Origin of the sequence: Mariniradius saccharolyticus AK6, from assembly GCF_000330725.2 — a bacterium.
Taxonomy (GTDB): Bacteria; Bacteroidota; Bacteroidia; order Cytophagales; family Cyclobacteriaceae; genus Mariniradius; species Mariniradius saccharolyticus.
This window is the reverse complement of record NZ_AMZY02000004.1, coordinates 85,682-109,839: the sequence shown is the minus strand read 5'-3', so window position 1 is coordinate 109,839 and position 24,158 is coordinate 85,682. Positions and strand designations below refer to the sequence as shown.

Annotated in this window: 22 protein-coding genes; 8 read left to right on the top strand and 14 right to left on the bottom strand. The window is 47.4% G+C overall.

The features are described from left to right. Positions 1-13: 13 nt before the first annotated feature. Positions 14-889 (top strand): helix-turn-helix domain-containing protein, encoded by an 876-nt coding sequence (locus C943_RS02855; RefSeq protein ID WP_040478830.1) that lies wholly within the window; start codon positions 14-16, stop codon positions 887-889. Positions 890-934: 45 nt separating this feature from the next. Here the strand turns inward: C943_RS02855 and C943_RS02850 are convergent, their stop codons facing one another. Then, positions 935-2,233 carry a UDP-N-acetylmuramoyl-tripeptide--D-alanyl-D-alanine ligase gene (locus C943_RS02850; protein WP_008623992.1) on the bottom strand — a complete coding sequence of 433 codons (1,299 nt, stop codon included), beginning with the start codon at positions 2,231-2,233 and terminating at the stop codon, positions 935-937. Positions 2,234-2,363: 130 nt separating this feature from the next. Between C943_RS02850 and C943_RS02845 the strand changes: the two genes are divergently transcribed. After that, positions 2,364-4,436, top strand: coding sequence for a T9SS type A sorting domain-containing protein (locus tag C943_RS02845; protein ID WP_040478805.1), 2,073 nt, complete (start codon positions 2,364-2,366; stop codon positions 4,434-4,436). Here the strand turns inward: C943_RS02845 and panB are convergent. The 7 genes from panB to pdhA form a co-directional block, all read right to left on the bottom strand. Further along, positions 4,430-5,251: a 3-methyl-2-oxobutanoate hydroxymethyltransferase gene (panB, locus tag C943_RS02840; RefSeq protein ID WP_008623988.1), complete on the bottom strand. Its 822-nt coding sequence runs from the start codon at positions 5,249-5,251 to the stop codon at positions 4,430-4,432. The two genes, C943_RS02845 and panB, sit on opposite strands and share 7 nt — an antisense overlap. A 6-nt stretch (positions 5,252-5,257) precedes the next feature. Continuing rightward, complete coding sequence (locus C943_RS02835) at positions 5,258-5,761, bottom strand: phosphoribosyltransferase family protein (protein ID WP_008623986.1); 504 nt, start codon at positions 5,759-5,761, stop codon at positions 5,258-5,260. Between the two features lie 116 nt (positions 5,762-5,877). After that, a complete protein-coding gene (locus tag C943_RS02830; RefSeq protein ID WP_008623982.1) occupies positions 5,878-6,711 on the bottom strand; it encodes a hypothetical protein in 834 nt (277 codons plus the stop codon). A 31-nt stretch (positions 6,712-6,742) separates the two neighbouring features. After that, positions 6,743-8,062, bottom strand: coding sequence for an aspartate kinase (locus tag C943_RS02825; RefSeq protein ID WP_008623981.1), 1,320 nt, complete (start codon positions 8,060-8,062; stop codon positions 6,743-6,745). Positions 8,063-8,167: 105 nt separating this feature from the next. Beyond that, the gene (gene ribH / locus C943_RS02820; RefSeq protein WP_008623979.1) at positions 8,168-8,644 is read right to left on the bottom strand and encodes a 6,7-dimethyl-8-ribityllumazine synthase; all 477 of its coding nucleotides are present in this window, start codon (positions 8,642-8,644) and stop codon (positions 8,168-8,170) included. 80 nt (positions 8,645-8,724) lie between these two features. After that, on the bottom strand, positions 8,725-9,432 hold the full coding sequence (locus C943_RS02815; protein ID WP_040478804.1) for a tetratricopeptide repeat protein: 708 nt from the start codon (positions 9,430-9,432) through the stop codon (positions 8,725-8,727). Positions 9,433-9,551: 119 nt separating this feature from the next. Further along, positions 9,552-10,571, bottom strand: coding sequence for a pyruvate dehydrogenase (acetyl-transferring) E1 component subunit alpha (gene pdhA / locus C943_RS02810; protein WP_040478829.1), 1,020 nt, complete (start codon positions 10,569-10,571; stop codon positions 9,552-9,554). A gap of 105 nt (positions 10,572-10,676) precedes the next feature. Here pdhA and recF point away from each other — a divergent pair, with 105 nt between their 5' ends. Then, positions 10,677-11,789: a DNA replication/repair protein RecF gene (gene recF / locus C943_RS02805; protein WP_008623972.1), complete on the top strand. Its 1,113-nt coding sequence runs from the start codon at positions 10,677-10,679 to the stop codon at positions 11,787-11,789. Here recF and C943_RS02800 read toward each other — a convergent pair. Continuing rightward, entirely contained in the window at positions 11,783-12,196 is a 414-nt protein-coding gene (locus C943_RS02800; protein WP_008623971.1) for a DoxX family protein, read from the bottom strand. The genes recF and C943_RS02800 overlap by 7 nt on opposite strands. Positions 12,197-12,312: 116 nt before the next feature. Here C943_RS02800 and C943_RS02795 point away from each other — a divergent pair, with 116 nt between their 5' ends. The 3 genes from C943_RS02795 (at position 12,313) to C943_RS02785 (ending at position 14,101) form a co-directional block, all read left to right on the top strand. Next, complete coding sequence (locus C943_RS02795; RefSeq protein ID WP_081610439.1) at positions 12,313-13,452, top strand: TlpA family protein disulfide reductase; 1,140 nt, start codon at positions 12,313-12,315, stop codon at positions 13,450-13,452. 98 nt (positions 13,453-13,550) lie between these two features. Beyond that, positions 13,551-13,784, top strand: coding sequence for a hypothetical protein (locus tag C943_RS02790; RefSeq protein ID WP_008623966.1), 234 nt, complete (start codon positions 13,551-13,553; stop codon positions 13,782-13,784). After that, the gene (locus tag C943_RS02785) at positions 13,784-14,101 is read left to right on the top strand and encodes a type II toxin-antitoxin system RelE/ParE family toxin (protein ID WP_008623964.1); all 318 of its coding nucleotides are present in this window, start codon (positions 13,784-13,786) and stop codon (positions 14,099-14,101) included. The genes C943_RS02790 and C943_RS02785 overlap by 1 nt, the downstream gene beginning before the upstream one ends. Before the next feature lie 611 nt (positions 14,102-14,712). Here C943_RS02785 and C943_RS02775 read toward each other — a convergent pair. After that, positions 14,713-15,801, bottom strand: a complete 1,089-nt coding sequence (locus tag C943_RS02775) for a glycoside hydrolase family 43 protein (RefSeq protein WP_008623948.1) — start codon at positions 15,799-15,801, stop codon at positions 14,713-14,715. Between the two features lie 288 nt (positions 15,802-16,089). Then, complete coding sequence (locus C943_RS02770) at positions 16,090-16,995, bottom strand: nucleotidyltransferase family protein (protein WP_008623946.1); 906 nt, start codon at positions 16,993-16,995, stop codon at positions 16,090-16,092. Between the two features lie 351 nt (positions 16,996-17,346). On the opposite strand from C943_RS02770, the gene C943_RS02765 reads away from it, so the two are divergent. Together C943_RS02765 and C943_RS02760 are read left to right on the top strand one after the other, a co-directional pair. Beyond that, complete coding sequence (locus C943_RS02765; protein WP_008623944.1) at positions 17,347-17,685, top strand: P-II family nitrogen regulator; 339 nt, start codon at positions 17,347-17,349, stop codon at positions 17,683-17,685. Between the two features lie 53 nt (positions 17,686-17,738). Next, positions 17,739-18,971, top strand: a complete 1,233-nt coding sequence (locus C943_RS02760) for an ammonium transporter (RefSeq protein WP_040478800.1) — start codon at positions 17,739-17,741, stop codon at positions 18,969-18,971. A 154-nt stretch (positions 18,972-19,125) separates the two neighbouring features. Here C943_RS02760 and C943_RS02755 read toward each other — a convergent pair whose 3' ends face one another. The 3 genes from C943_RS02755 to C943_RS02745 form a co-directional block, all read right to left on the bottom strand. After that, entirely contained in the window at positions 19,126-22,251 is a 3,126-nt protein-coding gene (locus C943_RS02755) for a WD40/YVTN/BNR-like repeat-containing protein (protein WP_040478828.1), read from the bottom strand. Positions 22,252-22,448: 197 nt separating this feature from the next. After that, complete coding sequence (locus C943_RS21665) at positions 22,449-22,676, bottom strand: hypothetical protein (protein ID WP_008623941.1); 228 nt, start codon at positions 22,674-22,676, stop codon at positions 22,449-22,451. Positions 22,677-22,696: 20 nt separating this feature from the next. Then, positions 22,697-24,016, bottom strand: coding sequence for a S8 family serine peptidase (locus C943_RS02745; protein ID WP_008623940.1), 1,320 nt, complete (start codon positions 24,014-24,016; stop codon positions 22,697-22,699). Between the last annotated feature and the right edge of the window lie 142 nt (positions 24,017-24,158).

The following is a 24,158-nucleotide window of genomic DNA, read 5'->3' as shown; positions in this document are numbered from 1 at the left end:
CGCAAAAATGCAAATGGGTAGTAAAGTAATTCCCTTTAAAATCCCAAAATCCAGCAAGGAGTTCGTGCGCTTCCAGGTGGATGCTGAAAAGCATTTCTACGACAAACTGCACCAGCATCCCGAATGGCAGTTGACTATGATTTTGGAAGGAAGGGGGCAGTTGATGGTCGGGGATTATTTGGGGCGATTTGAACCTGGGGATGTGTTTTTGTTTTCTGCCAATATGCCCCACGTCTTCAGGTCAGATCCTGAATATTTTGACCCGCAAAGCGACAAACTTTCTTTAGGGCACACCCTTTTTTTTGATTTTGAGGCCTTGGGAAAGGGCGTGTGGGAAGTAACTGAATTTTTTCCTTTGCAACAATGGCTTCACCAGACCAAGGGTTGCTATGCTTTGGAGGGAGGAATCAAGGAATTGGTTGGAGAGCAACTCAGGGTTTTTGATTCCAAACAAGGTTGGGATAGGTTGATGGCCACCTTTGGGATTTTACAGCGTCTACAGGATTCCAAAAGCCTCCGTTTGCTTAACAGGCTGACACCATTGCGGGATTTTACTGAGTCCGAGGGGAAAAGAATGGCGCAGGTCATGTCCTTCATTTTGGCTCAAAGCCACCGGAATGTTCAGCTTCAGGAGGTCGCCGATGTCGCAATCATGAGTAAAGAAGCTTTTTGCCGGTTTTTCAAGGAACGAACGGGCAAAACCTTCACGGAATTTCTCAACCAAATCCGCATTCAGCAAGCCTGCCAACTCCTCCTGGAAACTGACTTGTCAATTTCCCAGATCGCATTTCAGGTTGGATTTCAGAATCTATCTTATTTCAACAGGACTTTTCGGAAACTTGGGGGGAGTACTCCGAAAGAATACCGAATTAAGTTGTTGGGTATTTGATTTGCACCCAAGTTAGATAGCAAAATCTCCATACCTATTTGGGGATCAGATAAAATCCACCAAGGTTTCAAGCTTCATGCCGCGGCTGCCTTTGATAAGGATTTGGTAATCCTCCAGTTTGGAATCCTGCAGCCAATTGCGGAAGGAAAACGGATCCGGGAAATACAGCGTGGAGATCGGAGCCTTGGACAGGGCGGCCTGCATGTGTTTTCCGGTAAGGCAGATTTTGTCGAATGCGAATTGGGAAAGAATTTCGCCGATTTTTTGATGCTCTGCTTCGGTATGTTCACCCAGTTCAAACATATCCCCCAAGATTACCATCTTGTGTTTCTTCCTGTTCATCGAGGCAAAAGTCTTGATAGCCACCTCCATGCTGGATGGATTGGCATTGTAGGCGTCGAGGATGATCAGGTTGCTGCGTTTTTCCATGAGTTGGGAGCGCATGTTGGCAGGCACATATTGGACTACGCCCTTTACAGCCTCCCGGAGTGGTACGCCGAAATATTTTCCCACAGTTAGCGCCGTTGCGATGTTGCCAAAGTTGTATTCTCCGATCAGGGAACTTTGGTGGACCGTGTCATCATTTTCCACTTTAAAACTTACGAAGGGATTAGCTTCAACGAAAGACACTTCGCAATAATCCCCTTTGGACGGATACAGGACAGGGTTTTCAAACCGCTTGATCATGTTCGAAAGAATCGGGTCGGCCGTATTGATAAATACGGTTCCTTTGTTTTCCCGCAGATGCTGATAGAGTTCGGTTTTTGTTTTCAGGACACCTTCCGGCCCACCCATTCCTTCGAGATGTGCTTTGCCGATATTGGTTATGAATCCGTGGGTCGGTTCCGCGATATCGCAGAGTTCCTTGATGTCACCCTGTTTGTTGGCGCCCATTTCGATGATGGCGATCTCGCTGTCTTTTCCGATCGTGAGCAAGGTCAGGGGCACGCCGATATGGTTGTTTAGATTGCCCTGCGTGGCGGTGGTTTTATATTTGCGGCTGAGTACCGCGTTCAGGAGTTCTTTGGAAGTGGTTTTTCCATTGCTTCCTGTAAGTCCGATGATTGGGATTTGGAGTTGGTGTCGATGGTGGTTTGCTAGCTGCTGCAAGGCAGTCAAGGCATCCGCTACAAGAAAATAGCGTTCGTCTCCCGGTGGAACTACCCGCTCCTCATCGACTACAACCAAGGCCGCTCCAATTTCCAAGGCCTTCGAAGCGAAGTCATTGGCGTTAAAATTTGGTCCCTTGAGTGCAAAAAAGATATTCCCGGGATTGATTTTTCGGGTATCCGTGCTTACGCCCGTTGACTGGAGAAAATACTGGTAGAGGTTTGGGATGTTCATAGCTGTCAAAATCGCAGGCTAAAATTAACGGAAAGGCGGAACATCTTTTATCAGTCCATTCGTTTAATTTGGTACGCCAAGCCCTGTTTGATTTGTGAGAACATTCTATTTGTACATTTTGGTTTTTTGCATGAGTCTTCCCGCTTGGGCGCAGCAGGTTTTTACTTTTGGTGAGGGAGTTTCGATTTCTGTTGATGGTGAACAAGTACCAATGCCGTTTGCCGTTGGTATCAATGCGGCCCAGTTTCAGCAAATGGACCTCGATGGGGATGGAACTGAAGAGTGGATCGTTTGGGACATCAATTCGCGACGGGTGTTGGTCTTTTCAAAAAACAATGAGTCATTCAATTTCCGCGCAGGATTGGCCTATTCTTTTCCGTCTGATATCAGCGGTTTTTTGGTCCTTCGGGATTTTGATGGAGATGGGAAAATGGACATTTTCACTTCCAGTCCTTTCGGCATAAAAGTCTACCGAAATAGCAGCCCAAGCGGTGCCAGCAAGCCGCAGTGGACGCTTGCCCAGAATTTTCTCCGCTTGGACAACGGCTCCAATCTCCAGGCAAATAACCTCGATATTCCTTTGGTTACTGACTTGGATGGAGACGGCGACCTGGATATCGTTACCTTCAATTTTGCCTCGGGTGATTATCTCGAATACTACAGAAATACCAGCCTGGAGCGCAAAGGGCAAGCCGACGTGGACGGTTTTGCATTTCCCGAAAGCCATTGGGGAGGTTTTGAGTTTTGTGGTTGCGGTGCCTTTAGCTTTGGGATTTCTTGCTTGGGAGTACCTTTCGCGAGGCTTGACGAAAACAAACGAGTCCAACATGCGGGCGGGCATTCGATCCTGTTTGAGGATTTTGATGGGGACGGGATTCGTGATCTACTTTTGGGAAGGGACGAATGCGGCAGCCTGTATTTTCTTCCAAACCTTGGCAGCAACAACGATCCGGTTTTTGAGTCCTTTTCCCAAGAGCTTCCTGGCTACGGACCGCTGCCGCAGTTCCCGATTTTTCACACCGCTTTTTTGGACCGGGCAGAATTGATCGTGAGCAGCAATACTTCCGAGATATCGGTGATATTTCAAGCCGATTTTTCACAAAATATCTTTGTTCTTCCGCGTTTTGGAACCAAGTCAGCTGTTTACAGCCCGTTTTTGCAGGACCAGATGTTGGATTTGGGGGAAAGTTCACGGCCCTTTTTCAAGGGGGTGAAGGAAGACGGAACGCTGATTGTCACGGCAAATTCAAAGTGGAACGGAAAAGTTGTCGGCCTGGCATATCGTCTTGATATAAAGGGAAATGACTGGGTTTTGGCGGAAATGGATTATTTGGGAATGTCTGCATGGGATTTGTTGGAGTTGCAGTATTTCGAGTATGTAAAAGGCCAAGGAGGCAGGGAGTATTGGATATCAGGCATTGATACGGTCGCCGGCCTTCTCCAAAGGAGGGTTTGGGTCGGTGAAAATGCCATTCAGGACCAAATGCAGGAGCTTGTTTTCCCCGGCACGGGCATAAGGACTTTGGACCATGTCGAGCCGTTTGCCTACAAGGGAAAAGATTATCTGCTTTTGGCAAGGCAAACGGGGGAGTTGGTGCTTTTCGAGGTCGTTCGCGGAGAAAGTATAAGCTTGGAATTGTTGGAGCGGAATTTCCTTGGACTGTCGGATAATCCTGCACGACGCAACCTGTCTGTCCATGTCATACAAGGTCCTGAGCCTTCCTTATACCTTGTGGACCAAAATGGCGAGTTGCGTCTTATTCGGGATTTTATGGGCAGCGCAGAGAATTTTCCCGTACAGTTGGATTTGGGACAAGGGGAAAAGGTTCCTACCCGATTGAGTCGAAGTACATGGATCAGTTCGATAGCTGCTGCCTTTGGCAATAGCCACGATTTGGTATTGGGAAATACAGCGGGAGGTTTGGAATATTTGAAATCCACGGGCGACAATCCGTCCAGCCGTGATTTTCTCACAAAAGTATACCCCAATCCAAATCAGGGGGAATTTTTCATCGTGGCATCAAAAACTTCAAAAGCAAGGTTGATCAACAGCCTCGGACAGATCTTGATGGAGGATATAGAAATGATAGCGAATCGGCCCGTACAGATTCAATATCCATTCATTGCACCGGGATTGTACCTGATTCAAATAGAAAGCGTGGAAGGGGATCGGATCACCCGCAAAATCTGGGTCAATCAATAACTTTCCTTTTCAGATGGAAAAGATTTGGACTTTACGTCTTTAATATAACCCTGCACGGCTTCTGTCATGATAGACTGTAGGTTTGCGTATTGCCGGAGGAACCTTGGTTTGAATTCTTGGTTGATACCGAGCATATCATGGACAACGAGCACTTGCCCATCTACATAGGGACCCGCCCCGATTCCAATTACAGGGATTTGAACTGTCTCAGCGACTTGCTTGGCGAGGGCTGCTGGGATTTTTTCCAATACAATCGCAAAGCAGCCACATTCTTCTAGGAGTTTGGCGTCATCCAGGAGTTTTTTGGCTTCGGCTTCTTCTTTTGCGCGTACGGTATAGGTTCCGAATTTATAGATCGACTGAGGTGTCAAACCCAAATGCCCCATCACGGGGACGCCTGCACTGAGGATTCTGACCACGGATTCCCTGATTTCTGCTCCGCCTTCTACTTTCACTGCGTGGGCGCCGGATTCTTTCATGATTCTGATGGCGGAGCGGAGCGCTTCAGAGCTGTTTCCCTGATAGGATCCAAACGGTATGTCTACAACCACGAATGCCCGTTTTACCCCTCTTACCACCGAAGTGGCATGGTAGATCATTTGGTCCAAAGTGATCGGCAGGGTCGTCTCATGTCCGGCCATCACATTGGAGGCGGAGTCGCCGACCAAGATGATATCGATTCCTGCGCTATCGATAATGCCTGCCATCGAAAAATCATAGGCCGTGAGCATGGATATCTTTTCACCCCGCATCTTCATTTCCTGAAGTATGTGGGTTGTGATTCTCTTGATATTGGACGAATTGTGGACAGACATCTCAGCTTAGTGAAGGTGTACGGTATGGTTTTCGGATTGCAAATCTACTGTGATATGTTCGCTCAGCGTGGTGGCAAGCTCAAGCCCGGTGTAATCGGGAGTGACTGGGAAGAGTTTGTGAGAACGGTTGACTAATACCGCGACTTCAATCTTCCTCACGGCACTATTCAGAAACGGCTGTAGCGCATAGACCAAGGTCTTTCCGGTATTTAGCACATCATCGACGATAATCAGGCAATGGCTTTCAGCGCTTGGACTTTTGGACAACCTGATTTCACTTTTCTCCACATTTGATTTGTCCAAAATTATTTCAATGACTTCTGTCTTGATCGGCGAGATTGATTCTAGGGTAGACGACAAGGACAAAGCCAACAGATGCCCCATGCCCGTAATTCCCGCAAAGACCAAAGTCTCCTCGTGGAGGTTCCGTTCGTAGATTTCATAGGCCATGCGGGTAATTTTTTGGCGGATCTGTCGATCGTTCAGCACCAAAGTTTTGGTCTTGCTCATGCGCTCTAGGGATAGGGAACGAAAAATAAAGCAATTGGAATTGGATTCAAACGGAAGCGGCTACAAATCTCCCTATTTTAAGGAATTTGTAGCCGCTGAGTTTCAATTTGCGTCTTTTAAAAAGGAATGTTCCTAATCTGGTCACCCAGCCTTAGTGTAAGTTGGGTGCTGCATTCCGGACCAGCTCCAACTGATGTTTGGATGTCTGCATTGTCCCAAACGGATTCCATCAGACCTCTTGTGAAGCCATTTCGCCCCAAATCCCTACAATTCATGGCAAATTGTAGCGGTGAGGTGATCAGGCTTACAAAATTTCCGGTCCCTTTGTAGTTCCCTGTTCCTTGCCCTAGCACATCGTAAGACACCAAAAGGCCGTTGCTCCGGTTGACTTGGGCCGGGAAAGTCCCTGAAAGGGTAGAAACCTTATTGTCCTCGTGGGTATACTGTAAATTTTGATATAAGATCGCCTGTCTGTAGGTATCTCCAAATACGATATCCCTATGTTCGATTCGCAACGTTCCTTTGAAAGCCCTTTGGTCAAGCACGAGGTTTTCTGTCTCTAATGTGGCGATAGCGCCTGGTACCCATTCAGATCCCGAAAGCGTCACCCGAATGGTCCCCGACTTCGGAAATCCGGTAGTGGGTTGACAGGATTGTCCATAACTGATAGTCATGGTGTTGGTTGCTGGATTCCATGCGTAGATGGTGTTTGGGCAGTCAACTTCGGCAGGATTCAGCAGAAAATTTCCAATGATGCCGTTGGATTGCAAACCTTTGTAGAAAGAGAGATTAATCTCAAACATAAACCTTTGGAACATGACTTCGGAGACCGCAAACACCTGTTGCTCAAACAGTGGATCGACGGGTGTTTCAGGTTCTTTCTCACAGGAAAATAGCCCCATTCCAAAAAGGCCAAACAATGCAAACCAAATCGTTTTTCTCATTTTCATAACTTTCAATTTCCGTGCTTCAGAGGTTTTTTTACCAGGAAAACAAGCCCTCGTTCAAGCTTCTAAGCGCGTCATTTTTGTATTTTGCTTCCACCAACAAAGAGACATTGTGTCTACTTCCGCCATAGGATACCATCCGAATCGGGTAATCCCGTAGGCAGTCCATGATATTGGCCAAGGTTCCTTTTGATTCGGCAATCATGTTACCAACGACGGAGATGATGGTTTGGTTTTTGTCGACTTCCACGGTTCCAAAGGCTTCGAGTTCCTTCACTATTTGCTTCATATGGGTCAAGTCATCTATCGTGACAGAAACTGCCACCTCAGAAGTGGTGATCATGTCAATAGAGGTTTTGTATTTCTCAAACACTTCGAAAACTTTCCTCAAAAATCCGTAGGCCAACAGCATCCTGGTGGACTTTATTTTGATGGCTGTAATACCATCTTTTGCGGCCAAGGCCTTTACGCCTGTTCCCTGTTCCTTGGACGTGATGGTGGTGCCCGGTGCATTTGGCTCCATGGTGTTGAGCAATTTTACCGGGATATTGGCATGTTGTGCTGGCCAGATGGAAGCAGGGTGGAGGATTTTGGCGCCAAAGTATGCCAATTCTGCCGCTTCATCGAATGAAAGCTGCGCAATTGGTCTGGTCTTGTCGACAACCCTAGGGTCGTTGTTGTGCATGCCGTCGATGTCGGTCCAGATTTCCACTACTTCGGAATTGACAGCTGCCCCAATAAGCGATGCAGAATAATCCGAACCGCCCCGCTTGAGGTTGTCGACCTCATTGCGGTGGTTTTTGCAGATATAGCCCTGAGTAACAAAAATCCGGTCTTGGGGATAATTTGCCAGGATTGATTTCAGTTTCTCACTGATTTTCTTCAGTTCAGGTTCGTTGTTTTCATCGATGCTCATGAAGTCCAAGGCTGGAAGAAATACTGCCTTGATGTCTAGTTCCTGCAAAAGCGTGTAGAATAACTTGGTGGAGAGCAACTCTCCTTGTGCCAAAATATCCCTGTTGATGGCTTCATTGAAGGATATTTTCAGTAAGATATTGAGAAACTCAAAATGTTCCTGAATAATTTTCTCACCCTTTTTTCTTGCCGCCTCGGTTTTGAGGAGTTCTGGGAAAAAAGCCAGGTAATGTTTGTGCAAGGTATCGATGCGCTCTTTCGCGAGGTCTTTTTTGCCTTCGGCAAGCGCTTCGCCGATGGACACCAGGGCATTAGTGGTGCCGGAGAGCGCCGAAAGAACTACAATCTTTTTTTCGCTATCGCGGGTAATCAGGTCTTTAACTTGGTGCATTCTCTCGGGTTTTCCGACAGAAGTACCTCCGAATTTCATGATTTTCATGGTACGAATTTTTCGTTGTCAATAGGTTTGGAAAGAAGTGCGAAGTTGGAAGTCAGAAGTACGAAATGACGAGATACTCAAATCTAAAATCTCATGTCTCATACCTCAAAATCCCAGCATCTTAATCGCAGTGATGGCAGCCTCGTCGCCTTTGTTGCCGTGTTTGCCGCCTGCCCGGTCGAGCGCCTGCTGTTGGTTGTTCGGAGTCAAAACCCCAAAAATGACTGGTTTGTTGTATTTGAGGCTGACATTGGTAATGCCGTGGGCCACCGCATCGCAAATAAAATCAAAGTGGCGGGTTTCGCCCTGAATCACGCAACCCAGGCAAATCACAGCATCGATTTCGTCAAGTTGGGCGAGCCATTGTGCCCCCAGCGACAGTTCGAATGAACCCGGGACATTTTTTCGAAAGATGTTGTATTTTTTCACCCCGTGTTTCAGCAGCGTCTCCAAGGCACCTTTGTACAGGGCCTCGGTGATTTCATCGTTCCACTCGGAGACGACGATGCCAAATTTTTTGGTGGACATATCCACCAGGTTTTTGTCGGAATATTGGCTGAGACTTTTGAGGGATGTTGCCATGGTATTTCTGTTTTGGATAAAAACAAAAAAGAGCAGAACCTAGGCCCTACTCTTTTGGAATGCTGCTTTTTGTCGAAGCATTACTTAGAGGCAAGGCCTTCCAAGCGAGCTTTATGCTTTCGAGCGTTGGTATATTCGTATGATTCGAAATATTTCTCTTCGATGGTAGTGTAGGTCTTGATAGCATTTTCGATATCGCCTGCCTCTTCATAAGCAACGGCCAATTTACTCAAATACCGCGGTGCAAAGAACTTGTTTTCCTTGTGGTCAACAGCCTTTTTGTAGGACGAAATTGCATCGCTCGTATTTCCTAATTCCAAATATGCGTCTCCCAAGAGCGAAAATGCTCTCGCTTGAACAAAATAGTCGTCGGACGAGAATTTCTTCAAGTGATCCACCGCGTCTTGGAACTTGCCTTGGGATAGGTAGATCGATCCGATGTAGAAATGTGCCAAGTTGGCGGCATCGGTCCTGCCGTACTGATCGACTATTTTGAGGAAACCCGGATTGGAACCATCGCCATTGAGCGCATAATCCACGCTGTCCTGCTCAAAATAATACACAGCTTGGAACATTTCCTCCTGTGCTTTATCGTTTTTGTTCTGATTGTCAATCTGGAAGTAGAGTGCACCGGCGATCACGACGATCACCGCAATCAAAATTCCCCCAACCAGTTTTGAGTTTTGCTTTACGTAGGCCTCGCCTCTTTCCAGTCTGCTTGCGATTTCTTCGGGTTTTTCCAACAAATCTTCCACACCAGAAGCTTTTTGCGTCGTTTTCTTAGCCATTGTTTGATTTTTTGCAGCCGCAAATATAAGGCTTTTACTTAATACACAAATTGGGATCAAAAAAATCAGCCACGGTTCCTTATGGGGCCGTGGCTGAAGTCCAAGTCGGTTTGGGGAATTTACTCCATTACAAACGGGTAATCTTCCTGTACATAAACATCTTTGAATGCGTCCATCCCGTCAGGCCAAGGTGATTCTTCAGCAAATTTCACGGATGCGTCCACTTGCTTTTTCACCCGGGCATCGATTTCGGCGATTTCCTCCTCGGTAAGGATATTGTTGTCCTGGATGGTCTTTTTGACCTGCTCGATGGGATCACGCTGCTTGTATTCTTCGACCTCTTCCTTGGTTCTGTATTTTTGCGGATCGGACATGGAGTGCCCCTTGTAGCGGTAGGTTCTGAATTCCAAAAGGGTTGGTCCGTCACCTTTCCTTGCTCTTTCAGCAGCCTCAGCAACTGCCTCATGGACGGCTTCCACGTTCATTCCGTCGACTGGGAAAGACGGCATATCATACCCTTTTCCGATCATGTAAAGTTCGGTCACGTTGGAGGTCCTCTCTACGGATGTACCCATGGCATAGCCATTGTTTTCAATGACGAAGATCACAGGGACCTTGTAAAGCATGGCTAGGTTGAATGCCTCGTGTACGGCACCTTGTCTGACGGCACCGTCACCCATGTAGCAGATACAAAGGTTTTTGGTTCCTTTGTATTTTTCCGCAAAGCCAATTCCAAGGCCCATCGGCACTTGCGCACCCACGATTCCGTGGCCACCCATGAAGTTTCTTTCTTTGTCAAAAATGTGCATGGAGCCGCCCTTTCCTTTGGTGGTACCGGTTGATTTTCCATACAACTCTGCCATGATGGCGCCCGGGTCTGTTCCCAAGCCAAGCGGATGGGCATGGTCACGGTAGGCTGTGATCCACTTGTCATCCTTGGTCAATGCCGTGATGGCACCGGAAGCACAGGCTTCCTGACCGATATAAAGGTGACAAAATCCCCTAATTTTTTGCTGACCGTACAACTGTCCTGCCTTCTCCTCAAACCTCCTCATCAAAAGCATGCTTTCATACCAATACGCGTAAGTTTCTTTTGAATATTTCGCTTTTGACTTGGTGGTGGTACTTTTCTTTGCCATATCCAATGTGGTAAAATATGCTAAATTAGGCCCCAAATATAGCGAAATGGGCTGAATTTCGAGGCTGCCTGCGAAATTAACCAAAAACCCCACAGTATCCGCATCATGTATCTCAAAAATCTCCGGCTCCACCAATTCAAGAATTACCAAAAGGCGGACCTGGATTTTTCCCGGGAGATCAATTGCCTGCTCGGTATCAACGGTAGTGGTAAGACCAACCTGCTGGATGCCATCCACTACCTCTGCCTTACCAAAAGCGCCTTCCAGAGCATGGACAACCTCAACGTCCTGCATGGGGGGGAGTTCTTCACTTTATCCGGCGAGTTTGACTTGGAGGGAAAAAATTGGGAGATACGATTGGTGGTGGAAAATGGGAAAAAAAAGCAACTGCTGCGGCAGGGAAAGCCCGTGGAGAAAATGAGTGAACACATTGGGCTGCTGCCGATCGTCCTGATTGCACCGGATGATACTATGCTGATCAAAGATGGCAGTGAGGAAAGGAGGCGTTTTTTTGATGGGATGATCTGTCAGGTCAACCATGAATACCTGGAAAAGCTCATGCGTTACCAGCATTTCCTCAAACAAAGAAACGCGCTGCTCAAGCAGTTTGCGGAAAGGGGAAACTGGAAGCCGGCGTACCTAGAGCCTTACGATAGGGAGATCGTGTCGCTTTCGAAGTACATTGCGGGTGTGAGAAGCGATTTTTTGCTGGAATTTCAACCGAAGTTGCTGGAGTTTTACCGCTTCATCTCCGATGCGCAGGAACCCGTAGGCGTGTCTTATGAATCGGATTGTATGGAGGAGAATTTCATGGAAAGCTTTGGGCAATGCCTCCAAAAGGACATCGCCACCCGTCGGACAAATATGGGTATCCACAAGGATGATTTTCTGTTTTCGATCAATGACTTTAAAATAAAAAATTTTGGCTCCCAAGGGCAGCAGAAGTCCTACGTCATTGCCCTCAAGCTTGCCCAGTTTCAAATTCTTAACCAACAAAAGGGAACCAAGCCCTTGCTCCTTTTGGATGATATCTTCGACAAGCTGGATGACAAGCGGATCGGTAAATTGATGGAGTTGGTCGCCGACCGCCAGTTTGGACAATTGTTCATTACCGATGCCAGACCGGAGCGCTCGCGTCAGATTCTTTCAGGAATGAAGGAGACGGATGTTCGGTTTTTTACGATCGAAAAGGGGAAAGTCGCCGCCGTTGCTCAATAATTGCGCTTTTTGATCTGGGCATCCACAGAGTACTTTCCGGGACCGAGCAAAAACAGCACGATAAATACCAACAGAAACAGCAACGATTTTTCTTTGGATGAAAATGGATCATCCGCATGGGCGATCAGTGCCGCGACGAGCATCGTGATGATCATTGGGATGAGCGAAAGCCGGGTCAAAAAACCGATCGCTACCAAAATCGCACAGAAAAATTCTGCAAAAATGGCAAGCTGAAGCGAAACCGCGGGGCCGAGTCCGATCGGATCGCTGAATTTGGCAAGGTAGCCGGTGAAGTCGGAAATCTTGGCCCAGCCATGTGTCAGCAGCATCAGCGCCCCGCCAATTCTAAGCAATGCTAGCGCCAAATCCTTGGCAATTTCAGTTGTGGAGAAAAGAAGCTTTTGCATATTTTCAAATCAAAGTTGCCTAGAATCAGTTTATTTGTTCAAAAGTAGCCATTTTATCCAAGACACTCGTTAAATTGGCAGCATATCATCCACCCATTTCAATCCATTTCATAACGATGAAATCGCACTCTATCTATCTCAAAAAATCAGTTTTATTGCTTTTTTTGTCTTTTGTGTCGGCGTTTGGATATGCACAAAGCGCCTCGCCTGCCTACCAAAAGTTCATGCAGAGCATGGATAAATATATCCAGCAGGAATTGTATTCGGAAGTCTCCAAGGTCCTTTTTGACGTGGAAGAAGCACCTGCCATCGATAGCTATATCGGATTTAGCAAGGGCGTCAAGTCCAACCTTGACCAGATTGTGAGCCAAAACTCCGCCGGACTTGAAGCCAAGGAAATGGCAAACGCCAGGCTTTACACCCAAGCCATGATGATCCAATTGGGAGAACTCTATATCGAGCGTGCCCAAGAATTGGAGCCTAAAGAAAAGATCGCCTTTTTGGATGCCTATCTTTCCGGAATTGGGCTGGACAAAGAAATCAACGCACTGTCTGACGACTTGGCGAGGTCACTGATGATGTCGCTGCATTCTGCCATGGGTATTCCCTTTGGCGTACCAAACTACCAAATCGAAAACTACATCGAGAGCCTTCCCGAGCCCAAGCAGGAACTCTACCGTGCTGCGATGATCCTCAACGAAACGGTGATGCTGTCAGGCGGCTATGAAGTGGCAGAGCGGCAGGTGACCGAGTTTCAGCAACTGTATCCAAAGTCTGGATTTTTGCCCCAGTTGCAGAGGGGATTGGCTTCCTTGGAAAAGCTGAGGGAGGGTGCAATCGTAGAAAATTTCGCCTTTGAGGATATGGAAGGCAACAAGGTAAGTCTGGCAGACTACAAGGACAAGATCATTTACCTTGACCTATGGGCCAGCTGGTGCGGACCCTGTATCAATACGTTCAGGACTAAAACGCCCGCTTTTGAGCAAAAATTGAGGGAGAGGGATGATGTAGTGCTGATGTATGTGTCGATTGACGAGAAGCCCGAAGCTTGGAAAAATTACCTCAGCAAAAACCCCATGCGCGGTGTTCACTTATTTGCAGGCAAGGGATTTGAGGCAGAGATTGTCCGCTACTTCAAGGTATGGGGGATTCCGCGCTACCTGATTTTGGGAAAAGACAACAAGATCATCGACGTAAATGCCCCACGGCCGGGTGATGAGGCCTATGAAGCGCTGATTCAGATAGGGGGGATTTAAGGTAGATTCTGCGTGTCACACCGAAAGTTTATTCAATCTGATAGAGTTGATTCTGGGATTTTGCCTAATTTTAAATATCCATAAAAACGCTTAAAATCATGAATCTTGAAGCCCGAAAAATTGAGTTTATCCAGGAGTTCTTGAAGCTTCAGAGCGAGGAAGTGGTATTAATACTTGAGCAGGTTTTGAGGAGTCAGACTTTGGCGCCAGCGGGAGAGGCCCCGGACTCCACCGGAATGGAGGAACTCAACCTTCGGATTGATCGTTCGGAGTCAGACTTCGATGAAAACCGATTCAAGAGCAGCGAGGAACTCCTTTTGAAGTACAAGTAATGAATTTTTCGATCGTTTGGTCTGAATTTGCTGAATCACAACTCGATGAGATTTACGATTACTACTGTGGAGAAGTGGGCAAAGAGTTCGCAGCTAAATTTGTGAAGGGGATTATCAACGAACCCAACAAGCTTTTAACTACTCCATTTATCGGTCAAGAAGAAGAGCTTCTGAAAGGACGAAAAATCCAATATCGATATTTGGTCTATAAAAATTACAAGTTGATATACAGTGTAGATTTGGACAACGGCTTGATAAGAATTGCTGATGTTTTTGATACACGCCAGAATCCCCCGAAGATCAGGCGAAATAAGTAAATCAGCCCTGCCGGTATCTGGTGTTTGCGTATAGGCAATAGAATTTGGATGAATTGTTCTTCATGGGTTATTTCAAGTTGTTTTTCTTCTTCGTAGTCTTTAGTGTTTGGATTGGGTTACTTTTCCCTGTTTATTTTTGGTGGCTCAATAAATGTCAAGGTATTCGTTTTGAACAAGGAACGAGAAAAGTTGCGCTGAAAAGGAAGCAAATTTTGGAGATGATAAGTGCCCTTGGTGAAAATGATACACGAAGACGTTATCTCAGAATTCTTCTATTTTTCCATACGTTTTTGGTGATTTCCGGGAAAGTGATCCTTACGTTGTTTCTCCTGTTGATCATGCTGGTAATTGTGGACAAGGTGTTTTAGAAATAAAGCTGGGCTTTGCTCGGTGAGATTTTGACATCAAAAGCGGGATGTTCTGCATTTATTCAACTTCAAGAAAGAGAGAAATTTGCGGTTTGATAAGGTTCTAAAAAGATTGCCGAAATTTGGTTTTTGACCAGATTTCTGGACCTCCTCAAGAAAAAATTCAAATCAGCCATTTTTTTATTGATTACTGACTGCCCTAGAAACCAAAAAAAGCCTTCCAAACTCGGAAGGCTTTCGCTTTTATTTTTTCATTGGGAAAATCGGTTCGATCGTACCGTCCTCCTTGTGGACCAATTCGGTCATTTTGATGTTTCGGAGGTGCGTCTCTCCGGAGAGTTCGGTGTCGTGGTAGAAGAGATACCATTTCCCGTTCCATTCCACAATCGAGTGGTGGTTGGTCCAGCCTTGGACGGGGTGTAGCACGATTCCCTTATAAGTAAATGGACCGTAAGGATTGTCAGAGGTGGCATAGGCGATGAAATGTGTGTCGCCTGTGGAGTAGGACAGATAGTACTTGTCAGCATACTTGTGCACCCAGGCTGCCTCAAAGAATCTCCTGTTGTTGTCACCCGCCAAGATCGGATTTCCGGACTCATCGAGAATCTTGATTTCCTTTGGCGTTTCTGAAAAAGACTTCATATCGGCCGAAAGTTTGGCCACATAAGGTCCCAAGGCTGGTAGGCTGTCAGCGGGAAGGCCGGCTGTGGGACCGGTTAGGCCCTCTTGGTATTTGCCGTTTTTGAATCGCTGCAACTGTCCGCCCCAGATTCCACCCGCATACAGATAATAGTTGCCATCGGTATCTTTCAGCACGGAAGGATCAATGCTGTAGGAACCCTTGATGGGTTCGGGTTCTGCTTTGAATGGACCGGCGGGATTGTCGGCGACGGCAACGCCGATTCTAAAGACATCCTGCTTGTCTTTTGCGGGAAAGTAGAGGTAATATTTGCCATCCTTCTCGGCGGCATCCGGTGCCCAAAGTTGCCTGCTGGCCCAAGCGACATCTTCCAAGGCCAAGACCTTGCCATGGTCGGTGACCTCGCTGCTGGGACTGTCCATAGAGAAGACATGGTAGTCCTTCATGTCGAAATGAGAACCCATGTCATCCTGTGCCGCGGCACTTTCTACATCATGTGAGGGATAGATGTACAATTTTCCATCAAACACATGGGCCGAAGGGTCGGCTGTGTACACATGACTCACGAGTGGTGGATTTACAAATGGATTTTCGGTGACAGTTTCGACCGGTACTTGTTGTGTCTCGGTTTTTGGTCCGCAGTATGCCAAAAGCATTGCCAATGGCATGAGGTAGATTGGGTTGTGTTTCATGGTTACAATAGGTTGAAATTGGCCTCAAATTAGGGAAAAGTGTTTGGATTTCGGGTATCTGCCGCTTTTTGGGCTTTACCGCTTTGCCTCGGAACGGCAATCGGCCCAATCGATATTCAAAATTGGAAATTCGATATTCTACATTTATTTCAATAATGAATGAAGAACGCCGAATATCGAATTTTGAAAGTAGGAGGATTCCTCGGATGCATTCGGAAAAGCAGCAAAACCTAGCTCCGATTTCCGCATAAAAAAAAGGCTGCATTTCGCAGCCTCTCAGTTGGTGGTTTATTTCCAAAGGTTCGCGGGATATTCTCCCGAATCGTGCAGTTTTTTCAATGCGTCGATGACCACCGGTTTATCCTCTGTATACGTTACTCCAAACCACGTTTTGCCGCCGGGTAAGATTTCAAATGCTGCTTTTCCCGCTTGGATAAGGTTGTTGGCGACGGTTGGGATATAAAATTCGGATTTGAGGTTTTCTTTGTTGGCGGGCAGGAAATCATGCCACATCTGTTCGATATCCGCGAAAACATCCGGATGGAATCCCCAGAAATTCATGGAAACAGGTGTTCCTTCCTTGATTTCGATCACCTCTCCATCACCCTTCGCCAGTATTTTTTCACCCTCACGGGCAATGGAAGTTCGCTCTACCATGCCAATAAGTTGGTTCGCAGCGTTCATGGAGCAAACGCCACGACTGACGGTGCCATGCTCGGAAAGTACATTTTGGATGGCATAGCCGACCATGGCATGGAGGTCAGGCTTTACCTCGTTTTGTAGGAAACTACCCAATACGTCGTAAGCTTCCTTGCCATAAAAATCATCCGCATTGATGACTGCGAACGGTTCCGCAATCGCATCCTTTGCGCAAAGTACCGCATGGGCTGTGCCAAAAGGCTTTACCCGATCTGGATTCTGAAATTCCTCAGGCACAAAGCTCTTGATGGATTGAAGGACGAAATCCACTTCTATTTTTCCTTCCAATTTTGGTAGAAGGAGGTCTTTTGCTGTTTGTAGGATTTCTTCCCTTACGATCAGTACTACTTTTCCAAATCCTGCCCTGATGGCATCATAAATGGAATATTCCAATATCGTTTCGCCGTTTGGCCCGAATCCATCAATCTGCTTATTGCCACCGTAGCGGCTGCCCATGCCTGCCGCAAGGACCAAAAGTGTTGGTTTTTTGTTCATGTTCTCTAAAATTCAGGTGCCAAATTTAGGTTTTTCCCTCGGGTATCAAACTTTGCGGCGAATATTTTGCCGGATAGGGATTTTGGTTTTTTGTGCAGATAAATTGACAAATTTTCTCCCACTAACCTGCTTTTTTTCAGATTTCCCCATTCTTGGTAGCGATTTGAGGCTAAAAATCAAAAAATAATGCGTGAGTGATATAATTATGGTCTAATTCAATGCTTGATTTTGAAATTAAAGTGAAAAATTTTTCAAAATTGGATTGAAAAATAACCATCAAATATTTTTTTTTCATTTTTTCGCTTAGATTAGCGCAGATTTCCTATTAAACCCTCCAAAAAATTAGACAAAATGAAAAAAATCGAAGCAATCATTAGGACATCAAAATTTGATGAAATCCATAAGTGCGTGGCCGGATTGGGAGTGAAATTCCTGACTTTCTACGAAGTCAAAGGCATGGGTATGGAGCATGCAAGGATGCAAACATACCGTGGTGTGGCTTATGAGCCAGCCTATATACCACGAACCAAGCTTGAGATTGTGACCGAAGATGAACTTGTGCCCTCCGTGATTGACTGTATCCTAAAGATGGGTAAGACTGGTGAAGTCGGGGACGGGAAGATTTTCGTCTATGAGGCGCTCGAGGCCTATCGTATCAGAAACAATGACAAAGGCGTGGATGCCCTTTAATCCGAGGAAACCATCAATAAAATAAATATAAAACCTAACAAACCTATCAACCTATGACTCAGGAATTATTTACCATCAATAACCTGTGGATGATGGTGGCCACGTTGTTGGTCTTTATCATGCACTTGGGCTTTGCTACATTGGAGGCCGGACTGACCCGAGCCAAGAATACTGTCAATATCTTGTTCAAGAACACAATCATCCCGGCGATGGGTCTTTTGACCTACGCGTTTATCGGGTTCAATCTGATGTATCCCGGTGCGGATTTCGCCGGATCGGTGTTTGGATTTTCCGGATTTGGCTTATCACTTCCCGAAGGTTGGGACTCTTCCAATTATAATGCGGGCTACACCTACTTCACAGATTTTATCTTCCAGGCCATGTTCGCTGCAACTGCCGCTACGATCGTGTCAGGTGCGGTGGCCGAACGGATCAAATTGGGACCATTTATCTTTTTTTCCTTGATCTATGTCGGGATTTGCTACCCGATTGTGGGCATGTGGAAGTGGGGTGGAGGATTTTTGAATACAATGGAAACCCCGTTCTATGATTTTGCAGGCTCTACAATTGTGCATTCAGTGGGAGGTTGGGCTGCCTTGGTGGGTGCGTTTCTCCTTGGTCCAAGACTTGGCAAATATACACCTACCGGCATGAAGGCGATCCCGGGTCATAACCTGCCTATGGCGACCATCGGCGTGTTTTTGTTGTGGTTCGGCTGGTTTGGGTTCAATGGCGGTTCAGTACTAACTGCCGACCCTGGCACGGTATCCAAGGTATTTGTCACGACTGCGATTGCGGGTGCAGCAGGTGCTTTCGGAGCGCTGGTTTCCTCCTATTTCAAATTCAAAACCTATGATATCACGATGGTGCTCAACGGTATCCTTGCCGGACTTGTTAGCATCACCGCTGGTGCAGACAAAATGGGTGTTGGTGAAGCTGCACTGATCGGATTGATCGGTGGTACGTTTGTCGTTTTTGCAGTCGTTCTTTTTGACAAAATCAAAATCGACGACCCAGTGGGTGCGATCTCAGTGCACTTGGTATGCGGGATTTGGGGTACCTTGGCCGTTGGCTTGTTTGGGGATTTGGCGGGCATGCCGCAGATTATTGCCCAATTAAAGGGGATTGCGATCGTCGGTGCTTTCTGTTTTGTAACAAGCTGGCTGATTTTTTTCACGCTCAAGCGGACAATCGGTATCCGTGTGGATGAAAAAGAGGAAAGGGAAGGTTTGGATATCAACGAGCACAGCATGCAAGCTTATCCTGATTTTGCTTCAAAGGATTAATTGAATATTTCCAAAAATAGAAAGAGGCTCGGGAGCTATTCCCAAGCCTCTTTTTTTATGATTGCTTGATTTAAGTTGGGGTAGACAACAAATTCAACTTATTTCGGTTTGCGAAATTTGGCGATCGTAATCACCAAAAATTGATTTTCCGAGTTTATTCATTCTTCACAAACAATACACCTACACCTTTTTCTTGTGCCAAAGCATTGAATTTGGGTATTTCCTCCTGCAATAAAGCATTTCCTTCTGCTTTGAGTGTCACCCATTCTGCGTTGAGTTCGGCCAATCTATCCCTCGATCCCTGCGTGATCCTAGGGATCTCACTATCGGACTGATTGATGAGGTAGAGATAGTTGGCGGTGAACTTGTTGGGAAAGTTTTCTACATCGTCATAGGCTTTGGATTTCCGCTGTACCATCGATTCGTCCCAAGCCTGCATCCTTTTTTGGAGTGTTTGGGCGGCAAGGTATAGGTCTTTTCGATCTGCATCGGTCTTGATTTGGTCCATCAGGGCCTTGAGTTGGTTTTGGTAAGCCATAGCCGTATTGACCATTCGGTGCATCGCGGTGAGTTCCTTTTCCATTTCTGACATGAATCTGTCATATTCTACATAGGCCTCTTGGGTCAGGGCAAAGTGAGGGTTGGGGATGATTTTCGCCGAAACTTGGCTGGAATCGTTTCCTGCTTTGACCTTGATTTGGTAGCTGCCTGGAATAGCTTTGTGGCCCCTGTAACTCCCCTCGATGAAGGCAGTTGGAATTCCGGGCATGGTGGCATGTCTCAGGTCCCAAACGAACCGATTGACTCCTTTTTTCGAAGAAATCACTGGCTCGGGAGATGGACCTCCATCATAGGAAATGAATGAAGCGTCTTTCTTGCTGCTGAACCTCCTTATCATTTCTCCCGCTTCATTCCGGATTTCCAAAGTCACGGGGATGCTATCCACATGATTCTCGGGCAAATGGTAGTACAATACCATCCCCGAAGCGGGGTTGACGCCCACGAGTGGGTCTTTCCCCGTGGCGCTGTTGCTGTTCAGCGAGGAATACCAGCTACCATTATACGTATCGTCTGGTGTGTAGAGGAGCGGCTTTTCGACTTTTGTCTTCAGTTCCCTGACCGGTTGCAAATCATCCAAGATCCAATAGGAACGGCCCGAGGTGGCCACGATCAGGTCATTGTGTGCAATCTTCAGGTCGGTAATGGGCGTGACGGGAAGATTCAGTTGAAAGGGATCCCATGATTGGCCACTATTTCTGGAAATGTAGACTCCTGTTTCTGTTCCTGCAAAAAGAAGGTTTTTGATTTGGGTGTCCTCCCGCACGACCCGTGTAAATGCACCATAGGGAATGCCTTTGCTGATGTTGATCCAGGTTTTTCCATAGTCCGTGGTCTTGTAAATGGCTGGCGTGTAGTCGTTGAACTTATAGCGGGTCGTCGCGATATAGGCAGTGGCAGCGTCATGGGGAGATACCTCGATGGCATTGACAAGCGTCTCGGGAAGTCCCTTGGGCGTGACGTTTTCCCAAGTCTTCCCGCCGTCTTTGGTCAGGTGTACAAGTCCGTCGTCCGAACCTGTCCACATCACGCCTTTTTCGTGGGGTGATTCGATGATGTAGGCGATCGTGCCGTAGTTTTCCGCGCCCACTGCCTCGTTGGTGTAGGGGCCGCCGCCTTTGCCTTGTTTTTCTTTTTCGTTTTTGGTCAAATCTGGGGAAGCCTCTTCCCAAGTTGTACCGAGGTCCCGGGTACGCAACACATGCTGGGCGGCATGGTAGAAGGTGTTGGGTTCATGCTGCGACCAAATGATCGGCGCATTCCAATTGAACCGATACTTCATATCGCTCGCATCCCGACCCAGGTATAGAATCGGAGCAGCCATGATATTGGTTCCCGCTTGGGCCTTGGTGTCCAACACCTCAATCGTTCCCAAATAGACGCCTCCCAAAACATACCTGGGGTCATTTGGATCAAAAGCCAAAAATGCGGATTCACCACCCGCTGAGTAGTTCCAATGCTCTTGCGTGATTCCGCCCCGTCCCAAGGCCATACTGTTGATCACAAGGGAGGTATTGTCTTGCTGCCCACCGTAGATGCGGTACGGAAACTGGTTGTCGGTATTGATACGGTACATTTGCGCAGTGGGCATATTGTCTTGGCGTGACCAAGTTTTGGCATAGTTGAAAGAAATGGCTGCCCCACCATCATCGGCAATGACCATGTTTTTGGAATTTTTGGGATTGATCCAAAGGTCATGGTAGTCACCATGCGCGTTGGGCAACACTTCCCAATTCTTTCCACCATCAATGGACCGCAATGCCGGAGCGCTGAGCACATAGACCGTATTTTCATCACCCGGATCTGCAAACACTTCGATGTAATACCAGGCCCGCTGTGTCAATCTGTTGTCGCCACTCGCCAAGGTCCAGTTTTCACCTGCATCATTGGAGACAAACAATCCCCCTAGGTCCTTGTTGGAGTCGCTTTCGATCAGCGCATAGACCTTGGAAGAATTAGCGCGGGAAACGGCTATGGCCATTTTTCCTTTTTCCTTCGGAAGGCCTTGGTTGATCTTTTTCCAGGTTTTGCCGGCATCGGTCGATTTGTACAGGTCAGAACCTGGGCCGCCGGAGATGACTTTCCAAGGCAAGCGCTGATGTTCCCACATGGCTGCATACAGGATTTCCGGATAATTCATGTCCATAGAAAGTTCCGCCGCGCCTGTCTTTGTATCCACATAGAGGATTTTTTCCCAAGTTTCCCCGCCGTTGGTGGTTTTGAAAATACCGCGATCCTCATTTGGGGCGTGGAGTGCGCCTTGCGCAGCAACATAGACGATATCTGGATTTTCGGGATGGATGATGATCCGTGAAATGTGTTGGGTTTTCTCAAGACCTACCTTTTTCCAAGTACTGCCTCCGTCTATCGATTTGTAGACGCCATCTCCATAGGAGGTCATCACGCCCCGGGGTGCGTGTTCACCCATGCCGACATAGACGATGCGGGGGTGGCTTTCGGAGACGGCGATCGCGCCCACAGATCCTGTCGTGAAATAGCCATCGGAGATGTTCTCCCAAAGCTGCCCGGCATCGCTGGTTTTCCAAACACCACCGCCAGTGATTCCCATGTAGTAAGTGAGCGGATCACCAACCACGCCAGTCGCCGTGACGGACCGACCGCCGCGGTGTGGGCCGATGTTTCTATATCTCATGGGAAGCTGGGTTTGGGCGATCAGGATAGTCGTAGAAATCCCCAGCAGGAAAGTGAAAAGAATTCTCATTGCTTGTTTGGTTGGAAAGTCAAGCAATGAAGTTCCAAATTTCTCGAAGCATTCCAAACAAGATTTTTGGTGGCGGGATGAATACCCAAAAAATTGATGCGCAACTGAGGGATTTCAAAAGAAAAGAACCTGTCCTGATGACGCTCAGGTACTCCGAGAGGATTTGGGGAATTGGCAAAAGGAAAAGGAGAAACGGACTACAAAGCCCTTATTTCTCCATCTTCCTCGATGTACTTGATGCCCTTAATCTTCAAATCATCCAGCTTGGACTCATTTCCGGACGTGGTGCCGGAGATTACACCCGTAAACGACAAAACATCACGAATCACGCAGCCTTTTTCGCGTAGTTTCTGGGCAATGGTTTGGATGTTGGAAATTTCCGCTTCTTCCACTGCTGCAATGAACTTGGTTGGCTTGTGTCCCATAGGATTTCAGTTTTTTGGCATTATTGTGGGCTTTGGACCAAACCTGCACCTACGTCACTGGCGGGCAAGTCCAGTTTTCTGGCATTTTGCACCAATTTGTTCCAGATATCGGTGGCTGAGGCGTTGGGATTTTGTTCCCACAGTTGGGCAGCTACACCCGAAACAAAAGGCGTTGCCATGCTGGTTCCGTTGAGGGAGGCATATTGCTGAGGCGCTTTGTAGGAACTCATGACAGCCACGCCCGGACCGGCGATGTTCACTTCACCGCCACCGTCATTGATGCCGCCACAGGAGAAATCAGCGACTTTCAGAAACCGGTCGATTGCGGCCACGGCCATGATCGAGGGGCAGTTGGCTGGGTGGCCGACAGGACGGATGTCTCCCGAGGAGCGCCTACTTTCATTGCCAGCCGCGGCGATGATCAGGGTACCGTTGGCGAGGGCTCTTTTGCCGATGTCTTCATAGATTCTCGAATAGGATTGACCGGGCCGGACTGCCGCGCCCAAGGACATGGAGACCACTTTGCAGCCGTTGGTCATGGCCCAGTCCAAGCCTGCCAAGATTCCCGAATCCGCGCCCGACCCGGCATTGGACAATACTTTTCCGATAAAAATGTTGGACTCAAACGAAACGCCGTAGCGGATTTGGTTGGAGCCTCGGAGTCCCCCTGCAGCGTTGCCGGTGCAATGGGTGCCATGCCCGTTGAGGTCATTGACCTCTTCTCCCGGGATAAAGGACTTGCTGGAGATGACCCGTGTCTGAAAGTCTGGATGGCTCAGCAAAAAGCCCGTATCAAGTATAGCGATTGGGATGTTTTTTCCCGTAAATCTGCTTGAGAGTGCCCGAACCGCATGCACGCCCCAATATGCCTTGGAGTCGTCGGCAAAGGACTTGGGAAGCGATGGATCAGGTTGCGGACCGGGTCCTGGGGTAGGCACAGGTGGCTTTGGTTTGGGGGAAATACCCAGCAACCGCATCAACCACTGCCAAAACCCTCCGCCTGCCGCCTGGCTTTCGATAGCGTAGAGGAACCTTTCGGGCTCATCATAAAGAAACAGGTCCTTGGTACGGGCAGAGGTCGTCAAGGCCCCGATTTCGGAATCGTGGTTTTCATTGATCACCGCCACGCCAAAGCGCTCGAAGATGATCCCATCGGCTTCGGAGAACGCCTTGACGTAATCTTCTTCGTGGGATTTAAAGTCGCTGGACGTCGCTAAGCGCAGGGAGGCATCCTCTGCGGCTTTTTCAATACTGCGAAGCTTAGCTTCAGGCGTATACATGACGAGTCGCCTGCCGGTAAACTCCGGTTTAGGGTCTTGATTGGTGGATTGGTCGGCCATGGTATAGGAAATGAAAAGTGAAGGATAGAAAAGAATGACCCAATTTAATCAAAAATATTAAAATATTGATTTTCAGTTAGATGAAATTGGGAGGGGTGGAGGTTTGAAAGGTTACAAGGTTATAAGGTTGGGAGGTTCGGAA